The 14,221-nt window shown below is 54.3% G+C and carries 7 protein-coding genes; 1 reads left to right on the top strand and 6 read right to left on the bottom strand.

The window, feature by feature from the left end; translation table 11 throughout:
* Positions 1–16: 16 nt before the first annotated feature.
* The 5 genes from GNG29_RS10880 to GNG29_RS10900 all read right to left on the bottom strand — a co-directional run bounded on the left by GNG29_RS10880 (position 17) and on the right by GNG29_RS10900 (position 6,066).
* Positions 17–1,198 (bottom strand): PLP-dependent aminotransferase family protein, encoded by a 1,182-nt coding sequence (locus tag GNG29_RS10880; protein ID WP_156654478.1) that lies wholly within the window; start codon positions 1,196–1,198, stop codon positions 17–19.
* 133 nt (positions 1,199–1,331) lie between these two features.
* Positions 1,332–3,326, bottom strand: coding sequence for a TonB-dependent receptor domain-containing protein (locus tag GNG29_RS10885; RefSeq protein WP_156654479.1), 1,995 nt, complete (start codon positions 3,324–3,326; stop codon positions 1,332–1,334).
* Between the two features lie 10 nt (positions 3,327–3,336).
* Positions 3,337–4,398: a YncE family protein gene (locus GNG29_RS10890; protein ID WP_156654480.1), complete on the bottom strand. Its 1,062-nt coding sequence runs from the start codon at positions 4,396–4,398 to the stop codon at positions 3,337–3,339.
* A gap of 105 nt (positions 4,399–4,503) precedes the next feature.
* The gene (locus GNG29_RS10895) at positions 4,504–5,811 is read right to left on the bottom strand and encodes a type II toxin-antitoxin system HipA family toxin (RefSeq protein ID WP_156654481.1); all 1,308 of its coding nucleotides are present in this window, start codon (positions 5,809–5,811) and stop codon (positions 4,504–4,506) included.
* Positions 5,812–5,814: 3 nt separating this feature from the next.
* Positions 5,815–6,066, bottom strand: a complete 252-nt coding sequence (locus GNG29_RS10900) for a helix-turn-helix domain-containing protein (RefSeq protein ID WP_156654482.1) — start codon at positions 6,064–6,066, stop codon at positions 5,815–5,817.
* Between the two features lie 814 nt (positions 6,067–6,880).
* Between GNG29_RS10900 and GNG29_RS10905 the strand changes: the two genes are divergently transcribed.
* A complete protein-coding gene (locus GNG29_RS10905) occupies positions 6,881–10,672 on the top strand; it encodes an NAD(P)-binding protein (protein ID WP_156654483.1) in 3,792 nt (1,263 codons plus the stop codon).
* Positions 10,673–10,727: 55 nt separating this feature from the next.
* Here the strand turns inward: GNG29_RS10905 and GNG29_RS10910 are convergent, their stop codons facing one another.
* On the bottom strand, positions 10,728–13,985 hold the full coding sequence (locus GNG29_RS10910) for a DEAD/DEAH box helicase (RefSeq protein ID WP_197431840.1): 3,258 nt from the start codon (positions 13,983–13,985) through the stop codon (positions 10,728–10,730).
* Between the last annotated feature and the right edge of the window lie 236 nt (positions 13,986–14,221).

Raw genomic sequence — 14,221 nt, forward strand, 5'->3', positions numbered from 1 at the left:
TTTACTTCCGCGCCCCTTATAAGGAGGCTTTCAACCGTGCGACCGCCTCTTGCAGATTTTCATCCGTGACGCTGACGTAGGACATGCGCAGCGTGTTGTGATCCGGCTCGTTACAGTAGAAGAACTCCCCTGGCACGTAGACCACGCCGTTGTTGAGGGTCTTTTTCAGCCACTCGGTAGTATTCATCTCATATTTGAATTTCGCCCACAGGAACATGCCGCCCATCGGTTTGTGGAACGTCAGGTGATCGCCCATTTCGCGCTCCACCGCCTGGCAGAGGATCTCGCATTTGTGTTTATAGGCGTCACGGATCAGCGCGATTTGTCCCGCCAGGCGCCCCGTGGTGAGATAGTGATAAGTGAGCGACTGCGACAATGTGCTGGTGTGTAAATCGGTGGCTTGCTTGAGGATCACCACCTGACGCTTCACCCAGTCCGGCAGCACTAACCAGCCTACCCTTGCCCCTGGCGCGAGGATTTTTGAAAAGGTCGAGGTGTAAATCACGTTATCGCTGCACCCCATCTCTGCCGCCCAGGCTTTTAATGGCGTGAAGGTGTTGTCGGTAAAATTGATTTCGCCGTAGGGATCGTCTTCGATAATCACAAAATCGTAGCGCTGCGCTAATTCCACCAACTGCCTGCGGCGCTGCTCTGTCAACGTAACCCCGCCTGGGTTGCCAAACGTCGGTACGATGTAGACCGCTTTGATCGGCGTGGTCTTAACCAGCGCTTCGAGCTCATCAACGATCATCCCTTCGCCGTCGGTACCCACCGACATCAGGTTAGTCTCTGCGAGCTGCAGAACCTGCAGGGCCGCGAGATAGGTTGGACGTTCAACGACAACAATGTCGCCCGGATTGATCAGCGCGCGCGCCAGAATATCCAGTGACTGCTGGGAACCGGATGTGACGACCACCTCGTCGATACCGCAGCGGATCCCCCTGCCGCTCAGCAGCTGGCAGATTTCGCCGCGCAGCTCCGGGCTACCTTCGCTCAGACCGTACTGAAAAGCATCCTTCCAGGTGCTGGAGAGCACCTTTTCCATTGCCATTTCCAGCCCTTCGCGATCGAAAAGATCCGGATTGGGAATGCCCCCGCCGAGTGAAATCACCCCTTCCATCTTGCTGTGTTTTAATAGTTCTCTGATCGCCGATGACTGGAGGTTTTGTACTTTGTGGGCAATTTTGTTCTGCGACATCTCTCGTTATCCTGGTTTGTTGTCTCCCAATCTAAGTATCACATGTCGGCGGGTTTGATAATCACTTTCTGTGGCAGAAAAGCGAGGAATAACAATTGCAGAAGCCGGAGCACGACGGCTCCGGCAGTAAGGTTCAGAACTCGATACGGGCGCCGAAGTTATAGCGGCGGCCTTCCAGCATCGAAGACTGGTTGTACGAGGTGCGGTAAATCGGGTTTGCGTCAAACAGGTTATAGATGCCGGTCATTAACGTAACGTTCTTGTTCAGATGGTAACGTGCCCCTAAATCAACCAGCGCGTAGGCTTCTGTTTCGCTGGATTTACCGATGTCCGGTGAGGTGCTGCGCCAGCTCGCTTTGGTCCATAACTCCAGGTCGTTTAGCGCATGCCATGTCAGAGAGACGTTAGCCATGCTTTCCGGAAAGTCGCTCAGGGCGTAACCCTTATACTCGCCGCTCTGTTGTTCGCTGTGAGTCCAGGTATAGTTGGCATTGGCTCTCAACGATGAGGTGACCTGCCAGTCGCCGTTCAGCTCCACACCGTAGATTTCGGCATCGCTGACGTTGAAATACTGGAAGACAGAGTCAGCGACGTAACCATTATACCTGCACTGCTGCGAGGCCGACGTGGTGCAAATGACCCGGTCGCTGATTTTGTCCTTGAATTTGGTGTAGAAGACGGTCGCGTCCAGCGCCAGCGCATCCTGCTGCCAGTAGACGCCAAGCTCGGTGTTGACGCTCTCTTCCGGTTTGAGATCGTCATTACCGATGCCTATTTCCGAATAAGGATAAGCCCCATACACGCTGGTAAAGCCGGCATTATTCTGGCGCAGATCCGGTTTTTTATAGCCCGCAGACACACCGCCCTTCAGCGCCCAGTTTTCATCAAGGGTCCAGTTGCCGTAGAGCTTAGGCGTGACGTGATAACCAAAGTAGCTGTCGTGATCCAGACGCGCCGAGGTCGTTAAGGTGAAATCCGGGACGATCATCCACGCATCTTCGGCGAATACCGCCCAGCCGTTGCGCGATATTTCGCTCACCGGCGTTACGCCCGGCGCCTCTTTATCTTTAATGCCGAACTCATCATCCAGCTCATTGCGGGTAAAGTTGATGCCCAGCGTCAGCTTGTGGTCGCCGAGGGTAAAGGTGTTGGCGCTGTTCGCCTCGTAGTTTTTCTGGGTAATAAACTGTGATGCCATTCCCGGCACGCGGTACTCGGTTTTCGCTTTCTCGTAGCTGACGAAGTTCTTCACCTCCAGTATGTCGCCATACCAGGCGTGCTGCGACAGCGAAGCCGCGTCGCGGTCGAAGCCCCAGTACCACCGTTTATCGTTATGCGTTTTCTCCTGATTCCCTTTCGTAGCGTTCAGATCCCAGAGCTGGGTCTCCGTTGGCGACAGGGCGATCGTCGCGTCCAGGTTGCCGGACTGATGCTTCACAAAACGCTCGTCGTTGACGCTGTCATCGTCGCGACGGTCGAGATAATCCGCGGCCACGCTCACCCCCAGTTTACCGGGGATCACCGGGCCCATCACAAAGGCATTGGTCTGGTTGGTGTTGCCGTACTCGCTCTTCTCCTGCAGGAAGTAGTTATCCTCCAGGACGCCGGTCCACTTCTCCAGGTTGTACGCTTTTTTAGTGATGACGTTGACCACGCCGCCGATGGCGTCAGAACCATACAGGGATGACATCGGCCCGCGGATCACTTCGATGCGCTCGATGGCGGCCAGCGGTGGCATAAAGGCGGCCTCGGTACCGATATGGTGGCCGTACGGGCGGGATTCGCGGGTGGCCTGTTTGATGCCGTTCACCATGTAGGAGGTATAGGTGGAGTCCATCCCGCGCATCTGGACATCGCCAGTCGCCAGGCTGCCGTGGCCGTTACCCACCAGGAGACCCGGCATCTCGCGCAGGGCTTCGGTGACGTTCTGGTTAGAGCGGGTGTTCAGCTCCTTTTCATTCACCACCGAGATGGTTGCTGGTGCCTCGCGACGCTCCTGGCTGAAGCCTGTCGCGGTCACGACCAGCTCATCTTCGTTAACGGCGGTGGATTCCGCGGCGAAAACGGCCGCAGGAAGATTTGCCAGGGCGAGCGAAACCGCCACGGCCATGCGTGTCTGCTTTATCACAACAGGATCCTTAGAGCTGGGTTAAATCAATCTTGAGCACGTAGTCAGCTTTGTTAGCTTTCTCATCCTGCTTGACGCTGGCATAGAGCGTGCTGGCATCGGCAGACAGCACCAGGCTGTTTGGCATCGCCGTGGTTTTAATGGTGTGTTTCAGGTGATAAGTGGTCGCATCGATCACGCTAATCTGGCGATCGTTACGATGGGTGACGTAGACCTCTTCCCGCGCCGGGTTATACAGCACGCCAACGGAATTAGGGGTCGGCACGCGATGAAGCAGCTTGCCGGTGTCCAACTGCACAACCAGCAGATCTTTGGTGTTGGTGTCGGCGATATACCCCATCCCTTTGCCACTGTTTAGCGCGATATTCAGGAAATAGTGCTCCGGATCGGCAGGATCGACCTTCACGCGGCTGAGCAGCCTGGATGTTTTAGCATCCAGCGCGATCAGTTCCCCGACGCCAGACACGACATACACCTTGTCGCCCGCTTCATCTACTGCAAACCCGACCGGCTCAAGTTTTTCAAGGGTTTGGGCCAGGGCCTGCTTCTGGGTATCCACAACCCAGAGTAATCCTTTATCCTTACGCCCTATCCCGGAGACATAAAGACGCTGATGCTTCTTATCCAGCACCACTTCACGCAGGTGCACGCGATTTTCTGGATCTGACGTGTCGCTCAGCTGAATTGTTTTAATGGCTTTATCAGTACGGGTATCGAGCAGCGTGACCGACCCTTCCAGCGAATTACCCAGATAAAGGCGATGATTTTCTTCGTCCAGCGCGACGGCGAATGTGCGACGTTCCGTGGGGATCTTCGCTTCAATTTGCAGCGTCTGCGCCGCCAGCTTAAAGACCAGTCCGTCCGATTTGTCTTTATCAAAGGAAGGCGCTGACGCGGCATAAAGGGCCTGCTGGCCCTTATCGTAGGCCAGCTCGTACACGCCGTGCCCAAGTGGCTGGGTGACGAAATCTTTCTCGGTAAAGGTTTTAGCGAGTACAACGCCAGAGTGCGTTGCCAGGGAAATGGCGACGGCACACAGAGTTTGCTGTATTAGGGCAGAGGGAATATGCATGTCATTTTTCTTTACAGTTGCTTACGTAAAGACAAATGATAATGAAAATAAATATCATTAACAATTGCAAATGGGGTTTGCTACCCTACCAATTTTTGTACCGATTTAATCAAAGCGGCTTATTCTCGCCGCCTGGCTTACCAGACCGCGGAAAATCGCCTCGCTTATCTGTTCCGGAAAATCCGCTGGCAATTCCGCCCTGACGGTGGCGATCGCCTCATCCGTGCGGTCGGCCATCTCTTTCATCAGCCTCCGGGCGATCTCCTGCGAAAAGCCTGCGTGCGCAGCGGTACTGATAAAGTGACGCGGCTGGATCATCGCGAAATGGTACTGGCGGTTTTTGCCCTGTAATGCCATGGCCATCTTCGCTTTTTTGGCCGGGATACTCCCTGCCTCAAACAGCGGAAAGGCCGAAATCACATCGTATAACGGGGCCATGCGAAACGAAGAGTCCGCTTCGATAAACAGGCTGAAATTCTTACCGTGACCATCAATCGCGGCCAGCATCCAGAACAGGATCTGCGCTTTGAAGAACATCTCCCGATCCTGCGCTGCCAGGCGGGAACCGAGCAGCAGTTTCATGGCATCGGCGATGCCCGGCCCGCCGTGGGACTCATACTTCAGTGCCGGAGCGATGCCCAGCGCCTGACAAAAATCTTCCTGCGGCAGGCGCATCAGCCACCCGCTGCTGGCCCAACGGCGATCGAAGCGTTCAATAATCAGCACTTTTTTGCGACTAAAGGTGGCCATTTCGGCATGCGCTACCGGAAATCCAAAGGCTTTTGCGATCCGTAAGCAGAGCCACTCGTTTTCACAGCTCTCGCTGAGATCGATATTGTTCTGCTCTATTCTGCCGATCGGCAATTTGAATATATGACTGGTTGGTGTACTACCCTGAGGCCGCTGCCAGCGATCCTGATACCATAGCAACGCCGTTTTCTCCTGCGCCCCGGCCAGCGAAATGCGAAAATCAGCCCCCTCTTCGCTCATCCCTAACGGGGCCATCTGGTAACCCTCCAGCAAGGAAGCAATCTGCTCGTCATCCAGCGGTTCGGCGACGATATCCATCACCGATGGGATCTCCAGCCCCGGTGGATAGAGCTGAATGGCACCCACGCAGTCTCGTCCGACACTGGCGAGCAGATCAAAGGGATGTGCCGTCTCAACCTGAAAACGGGCCTGCATGCGGGCGATTATCGCCTCTGAGTCTGGCAACAGGTTGCTGAAAAAATTGAAGACCTGCTTTCCGCGGATCCTCCCGTGCTGGAGCGGCAAAGAGAGCGAAATGGCACGTGCGCCAGGCTCTGCCAGCCACTCGGGCGCATACTGAAATGACATCGCGCCGCTGCCATCACGATGCAGCGTACCCACCACTTCGCCATTCATAGCAACAGTCAGACGTTGAGCGCGCATCGTTTACCACTCCTTTGTCCAGCTGGCATGATCGGGCAGCGTCGAGCCTCTTTTCACCACGTGAAGTTCCAGATCCAGCGCCGAGAGAATTTTGAACAGGGTTTCCAGCTTGGTGGATTCAGGTTTGTTCTCGAAATCCGATACCGTGGTTTGTTTAATGCCAACCTGTTCAGCGGTCTCTGATTGCGTTAACTTATTGACCTTACGCTGATCTTTGACAGCCTGCGCCAGTGCGCCTGCCGAGGTCACTTTCATGCTTACCCCCTATAGCGGATATTCAAGGAAAATCCCCTACAGGGGATAAAACAAGAATAACCCCTCTGGCGGTTAAATTCAATTTACTCCCTTTAGGGGATAAAAAAGGGACGGCTACCTCTTTTTTCTGATAAGCGATGATTCAGGGCACAATGTTTAGGTTTGTTTAAAAGTAAAGGCATACTGTATGTTGTAACTACTGAGATCTGTTTACAATATACCCTATGAGAGGAAACTAATACTCCGTTATTTATATTCCCGCAGCGAGAAGCTATCGGAATTAAATATCCGAATCACTAATTAACAGGCCAAGGACGCTAAGACAAAAGTGCCAGAAAACAACAGAGATCATGAAGAGAGCAATCCAGCAAACTAACGAAACGGGCAAGGCTTATTTAAAGGCCCGGTTAAGCATTATTATCGTTTAACCGAAACGGATCCCATAAAAAAAGCGCCACCAGCAGACAATGATTTTGTTCATCTTTTTAACTGCCGAAGCCGGACATTGCTGAAAAACGCCGCGTAGCGCCGGAAACTCAGGCTATCATTGATGAATAAGACAGTGATTTTTTCTCATTGAAGACCAGGATGTCTAAATACAACGGGTGAACTCCGGGGTATTCCTGTTGCCCTGTTCCGCTGCTTACAAAATATGTGGGGAGGATGGTTATGGTTGAATGTTTTACAAAAAATAATACTCGCTATTTTCTAAAAATTCATTTTCTGCCATAGGTGTGGGTAATTAAAAAAAGGCCAATGAATTTAAACGCGCTGGCCAGGTATATTTAAAAAGGCCCATGAGGGAGCAATGTATATGGCGATATTCAGGTCATTCTGGCAGGCAGGATTCGAAGGCGCTGATTTTATCACCCGGGCGGGTCATCCCCTTTCAATGGATAACGCAACGGCGCATGACGTACGGCATGCCGAGGATTACCGCGCGCTTAAGCCCTTCAACATGCACACGGTAAGAGAGAGCGTCGGCTGGCGACTTGTCGATAAATCAGGTGGTTACGACTTTACTACCGTCGCAAAAAAAATGATGTCGGCAAAAGAGAGCGGTATCCAGATTTGCTGGACAATCTGTCATTACGGCTTTCCCCCCCATCTCGATTTTTTCTCAACAGAGTTTGTCTCTCGCTTCGCCCACTTGTGTGGCTCGCTGGCGACGTTTTTGCGCCCCTGGTATGAGGAGCCGCCGGTCTACTCACCCGTCAACGAAATCTCATTCACAGCCTGGGGCATTGCGGAAGGATTGTTTCCTACCTCCCCTCCAGGCGTGGGCGAAAGCGAGCGGGTCAAGCGACAACTCGTTCGTGCCGCCATAGCCGCCTGCGACGCCATTCTGGCGGCCGATCCCAGAGCGCGAATTTTACATTGCGACCCGTTAATCCATCTGATTTCACCGGATGACGATCCTGCAAATATTGAGCAAACCGAGGCGTTTCGTACCGCGCAGTTTCAGGCGTGGGACATGCTGACGGGCAAGCATGAGCCTGAGCTGGGTGGCCATCCGCGCTATCTGGATCTGCTGGGCGCCAATTACTACCACGACAATCAATGGATGATGGGCAACAACCAGCGGCTGCCGTGGCATCTGGGTGACGGTCGGCGACGGCGATTGCACGGAATGTTGCAGGAGACCTGGGAGCGTTATCGCCGCCCTATTCTGCTTGCCGAAACCAGCCATGTAGGTAGCGGGCGCGGCGCCTGGATTAACGATGTCGTCTCAGAGGTGGCTCAGGCGCAGCTGGCCGGCGTAGAGGTTGCGGGCATTTGCCTTTACCCGATTATCGACCGCCCCGACTGGGAGAATAACGCAAACTGGCATCACTCTGGCTTATGGGATGTGAGGCCCGACAAAGAGCGAGAGCTGAATGCCGTTTACGCCCGGGCTCTTAAACATGTCCAGACCCGGCTGGAACACTTTCACCAACTAACTGGCGTCACTACCTGCACCAGCACAGAGGTATCAGGCATGAAAAAAATCTATGTTTTTAGTCATCTGCGCTGGGATTTTGTTTTTCAGCGCCCGCAGCATCTGATGACACGGCTTGCTCAGCACTATCAGATCGTCTTTATCGAAGAGCCGCTGCATTCCGTTGGAAAACCAGAGCTGAAGATTTCCCAACCCGCGCCGAATGTGACGGTCATTCAGCCGCAGACACCGTCAACAGAGCCGGGTTTCCATGATGGACAGATCGCCTGGCTGGAAACACTGCTGGCGGAGATACGCGAAGAGGATGAAACCCCGGTCGTCTGGTTCTACACGCCGATGGCCCTCCCTCTGCTGAAGGTCTTTGCCCCCGCCGTTGTGGTGTATGACTGCATGGATGAACTGGCCGCCTTTGAAAAAGCGCCCCGCCAGCTGTTGCAACGTGAGTCAGCCCTGCTGACGCGGGCGGATATTGTCTTTACCGGCGGGCCAAGCCTGTATGCGGCAAGAAAAGGACGCCACCCGAACATTCACTGCTTTGCCAGTAGTGTGGATGCGGTGCATTTTGAACAGGCGCTGGATCGGGCCAATCACCATCCTCTGCAGGACACTATTCCGCACCCGCGCCTGGGCTATTACGGCGTAATTGATGAACGTATGGATTTGTCGCTGATCGCCGCCCTTGCCGATGCGCACCCGGAGTGGCAAATCGTGATGGTTGGTCCGGTGGTGAAAATAGACCCGTCAACCCTGCCGCAACGAAGCAATATCCATTACCCTGGCATGCAGCCTTATCAGGCCCTGCCCCATTTCCTTGCCGGGTGGGACGTCTGCCTGATGCCGTTTGCGCTGAATGAATCCACCCGCTTTATCAGTCCGACGAAAGTGCTGGAATACATGGCCGCGCAGCTTCCTGTGGTGAGTACCGCCATCGCTGATGTTGAAAAACCCTATGGCCACATTGTGGCGGTCGCCAGGGATCATGCCGCCTTTGTGGCCGCCTGCGAAGAGGCGCTGGCATTGTCTGAGGAAGAACGCGCTTCGCAGCGGCAGATCATGCAAAACATCGTCGCCAGCACCTCCTGGGACACAACCGTGCAAAAAATGCATGAGCTGATTGGGCAGGCGCTCTCTCGTCATCAGGCGCAGGAGACGGCGACAACGGATGCCGGAGGCGAGGATGTCTCACCTCAGGCAGTTTTACGCCTCATCCCCCCTGCCAGAACGGGTTCAGAAGTAGAGCCATGCTTAATTCTGGGTGCCGGGCCAACCGGCCTGAGCGCGGCCTATCATTTTGGCGAAGGGGCAACCTTACTGGAGCGTAATGAGACGGTGGGAGGCTTGTGCCGCTCGGTTCAGGACAAGGGATTTACCTTCGATTATGCGGGACACATTATGTTTTCCGCCGATGAAGAGGTGCTGGCGTTATACAACATCTTACTGGGTGACAATATTCACTGGCAGATCCGCGAAGCCTGGGTCTATACCGACGGCGTCTATACCCGTTATCCCTTCCAGGGATCGCTTTACGGCTTGCCGGCCCCGGTGATCAAGGAGTGTATCCTGGGGGCCATCGAGGCGCGTTACGGTACCGGGTCAGAGGTGAAAAGCATGGCCTCGACCTGTGGCAATAATGCCGAGACGCATCGCCGCCATCATCATGACTGCTGCGCCGATGGCGCGGTGCCGGACTACACCAGCACAGGCCAGAACCTACCGCCGGAAGGCAGTTTTGAAGCCTTCATCTATGAAACATGGGGCAAAGGGATCGCCCGTCATTTTGCCATTCCCTACAATAAAAAATTATGGACGGTGCCACTCTCAGAGATGGAGACCTCATGGCTGGGCGGACGCGTCCCCTTGCCCGATCTGGACCAGATCATCGAAGGTGCGCTGGGCGAAACGGCGAAGCCTATGGGACCCAACGCGCGTTTCGGCTACCCCCTGAAAGGCGGTTTTCAGGCGCTGATGTCCGGCTTTGTGCCGCACATAAAGGGCCGCATTGAGACCGGCGCCGAGGTCAGTAAAATCTACGTTAATCAGCATATTGTCGTGCTCTCTGACGGCAGGCAGTACCGCTATGAGCAGATGATCAGCACGCTGGTGCTGCCGGAGCTTATCCGCCTGATGGGCGACGAAGTACCGCCAGAAATTCGTAAAGCCGCAAAAGCCCTGCGCCATGTCTCCGTCCGCTGCGTCAATCTGGGCGTTAATCGTGACACCCTGACGGATAAACACTGGATCTACTACGCTGGCAAAACCGTATTCCACCGTATTTTCGTGCAGGGCAACGCCAGCCCGTTCTGCAGTCCGCCGGGTGCGTGCGGCCTCACCTGTGAGATAAGCTACTCCCCGGACAAACCACTGCCCGCTGACGGCCAGGCGCTGATCGACAGATGTATTCAGGAGTGCATCGAGGTGGGGATCATCTCGGAAACCGATGAGATCCTCACCAGCAACCAAATCGATATTCCTTACGCCTATGTCATCTATGACCAGCAGCGTAAAGAGAACGTTGAGATGATCAGAAAATGGCTGTTGCTGCACGGCATCACGCTGGCCGGACGTTACAGCGAGTGGGAATACTACAATTCGGACCATGCGTTTATCGCCGGAAAGGCGGCGGTTGAGAAAGTTCGCCAGTCTGCGTACCGCCACTCCGTGTCATAGTGGTGACAGTGTCACGCAGCGTAATAAGAGGGCACGAAATGTGCCCTCTTTCCGTTTACTCAGCGGGTAAACCGTTCGCCAGCGTGGAGAAGTAGCGCTGTTTCTGCCACTCCGTACGATTACCGATGACGTACAAGCGTTGTTTCGCCCGGCTGACTGCAACATTGAGCAGATTAGGCCGGCTGGCCGCCCATGATTTGGCGCCGGGCCGCTGAACATTTCCCCCCAGGACAAATATCACAATGCTGGCCTCTTTACCCTGAGTGGTATGCACTGTGCCGGTCTTTTGAGTGTCAAACCCAAGTTCAGACGCCAGCTGGGATAATTTCTGCGCACAATCTTTAAACGGTGAAACCAGGAAAATATTGTCTGGCTTTACGCCATGACTATCCCGCAGGCCCGATAACAACCTTCTGACCGCTTCACCTTCCTCTGCAATCCAGTTACCTTCACATGCCTTGCCTTCGACATCAATCCAGCAACTTTCCGGCAAGGGCAAGGGTACCGCCTTTTTCCCATGAACCATGAGACCGTCATAAGCAACCGCATTACTGACGGTGAACATCGGATCGTCACAGCGGCGATGAACGCGAAGCGGACAGCCAACCCAGACCTGCCCATTATCCGGGTCAGGTAAAAGCGTGCCCAGATCCATCGTGTGATCGGCCAGTATTTGTGCCGACACCATCCCCGGCCACCAGCACGCTGAAACGCCATAATGCTGCGCCAGCGCCCCTTCCACGACTTTAGCGATCCCGCTAACCGGTTCCAGCTGCTTTGGATCGCCTACGACAACCGTTCGGGCTGCGCGCCAGATGGCGCCTGCGGCCTGCTGGGGTAACGCCTGACCCGCTTCATCAATAAGCAGCCAGCCAATCGCTTCCCTGCCGATCCGTTTAAACATGCGCGGGACGGAAGCAAAGGTCGTTGAAATAACGGGAACGACAAGCGTGAGGGAATTAAGCGCCAGCTCAGCCTGCTCCTCTGACAAATTCTTGCCTTGTAGCCAGTTGCTCACCAGATTGATGTTGCTGATAAACGGCTCCGGGTGATGCTCAATAAAGGCCCTGTGAACATCCAGTGCGGCCAGGAACAACGCTTGTCGGGCTTTTTGCCACGCGCCGTCCGCCCAGGGCGCGGACTTCTCTCGCACCTCATCGCTGGCATGAGGATCGGGCCAGACATCACCCAGTGCCGATTTTGCCTCTTCTGACCGCGCTTGCGTTGAGATAAGCTCCAGGTGCATCTCGCTCAGAGCACGATCAATCTCCTGCAACTGCCGCGTCTGGTCCGTAACGCTCTTCTCTGCCTCCTTCTCTTTGTGTTCGAGGGCATCCCGTTCTGTCTGGTATATCTCCATCTTTGCGCGAAGGTGATCGCTCTCCTGGGTTAAACGATGATAACGCTCCCGCCATTCACGATGGGCGCGTCCCCATGTGGAGAGCCAGTCCAGGAATGTAGGCTTATGGGAACCATGCTGTTCCAGGCGCTTGCCGGCAGCCTCAAGCTGCCCGCTCCATTCTGCAAAACTGGCCTGATGCTCGATTTTTTCAACCTGGATCTTCGTCAGCGCCTCCTGAGCCTCAGTCAGTTGGTCTGCCGACAGTGTCCGGGCGTCGCGCTTTTGCAGAATGCGCTGATGAATCTCATCGATCTGTTGATCCAACGTTGCGTAGTCGATCAGCTGCTTACGTATGGCCTCTTCCCGCTCCTGCGCCTGTTTATAATTCAATTTCGCCTTATCCCAGGAGATGGCCGGTTTTCTTTTCCCGGCTTTTATCAGTCTGAGATGGTAAGCCAGCCCTTCTCCCCGCTGAGGCGTGAACGTATCAGGAGGCAATAACGGCGTATTCTTATTCTCTTCCGGTTTTCTCCACCAGAACACCTTCATAAAACTGTTCCTGTTGCCTTTGTTGCCCAGTCTGGCCGCCAGCAAACCCCAACCCGGCTTACCGATCAGTTCAGAAACCAGATCGGCAAAATAATCACTTTCGCGATGCACGCTTTCCGGCACGGCGTCTGCGCCGGGCAGTTCAAGTGAAATATTTTCCACTGCGCCGTTATTTGCGGAGGCAACGACAATCGAAGACCCCTTTATTGCAGGATGCAGAGGATAGTAAGGGTATCTGTCGTCACCAAGGATGAGCATATTTTTGCCCGCGAAGACCTCATCTTCATGGCGAATCAACCTCCCGGCCCGGTGCGTCACCACCGCGGCAACCACATCCCGCAATAAGGTGGTTTTCCCTGTCCCGGGAGGACCATTCACGGCAAAGATACCGGCTTGATCGGCGTGGCGGCGCCAGATCTCGTTAACCGCCAACTGTTGGCTGAAAGCCAGAGGATAAGGCGAAGGCCAGGCGCCCGCAGGCGGTTGCGTGGGAAGCAATCGCTGAAAGGCGAGCCGTAAACCCTCAGGAGAACGTAGATCGATACGCGCTCTGTCAGGTTCAGAGACAGCACGCATATACTCAACGAATCCCGGTCCTGCATCGTTTTGCTGCCAGGCGTGACCAAGATTACGCAGCTCGCTGATATAAAAACTGTTTAATAAACCATCCTGAACGGGATCAACCCTCTTTTCTTTATCTTTGTTATCCGGTGTTGGCTCCTCCCCGGCGGGCTTCGGTGCCTTAACCTGGATACATTTCACAAGACAGACAAACTCAGATTCCAGGGTTGAGTGCGGGAAAAGCGTTTTATCAACCACCAGCGCCACCAGCTTCTGGATCCAGTCGATATCCGGGCTGTACCCGTTAGCCTCTAAAAGCGAGGCTTCATCGGCTATCCATTGCATAAGACGCAGGGTTAAGGCATCGAAACCGGCGAACCCACTATCAACAAGAGGGAGAGTATCGCCTGGAAGGGGTAAGTCGGAGAAATCCACGGGAACGTTGTTCTCAAGCGCCGCCACGCCATCCTTATGGTGCAGGATTTGACCGGCAGCCCATGCGGAGAGCGACAGCATAAATGTCTGAGATAGCGGTATGCCCTGCTCATTGAAGCTAATATCAAAAAGCCGACTGTTGCCTCGTCCCCTCTCTTCAACGACATCATCATGCGCGCCAATCTTCTCTTCCAGTTGCTGAGAAAGCGCCGTGGCATCATAAACACCGCATTGCGCGGTATAGAGCCAGACTTTGTCATCCTTAAGAGGTTTATCGGTGTGTCTGGTATCACGCCAGGGGAGATTGCCACCTTGCGCAATTTTATAGGCTGGCCGGAACAGATCGTCGGGATTATCTTTGTCGAGTTTCTGAGGCGTGAGCGCCTCGACCGCTTTCCAGAACTGAAAAATGTGTTGTGCCTGCATCTGCTGTTGAAATACCTGAGTAGGAGGTGATCGTTCGGCTGTTTGGCGCATTGCTAAGCAGCAAGAGTAAAATACTTACGCGAACAAATAATACCCCTGGTAACAAATGGGTCAACCTTGCAGACAACAGAAGAACGCTATAGTCAACTGAACCCTAACACATTTTTCGCTGAACAATTGAAACCCAGGGGGACAGACAACAGGGTCACAGCATTGACTTCCCTCCGAATAGAACG

The sequence above is a fragment of the Leclercia sp. Colony189 genome, from assembly GCF_009740165.1.
In the GTDB taxonomy this organism is placed as follows: Bacteria; Pseudomonadota; Gammaproteobacteria; order Enterobacterales; family Enterobacteriaceae; genus Enterobacter.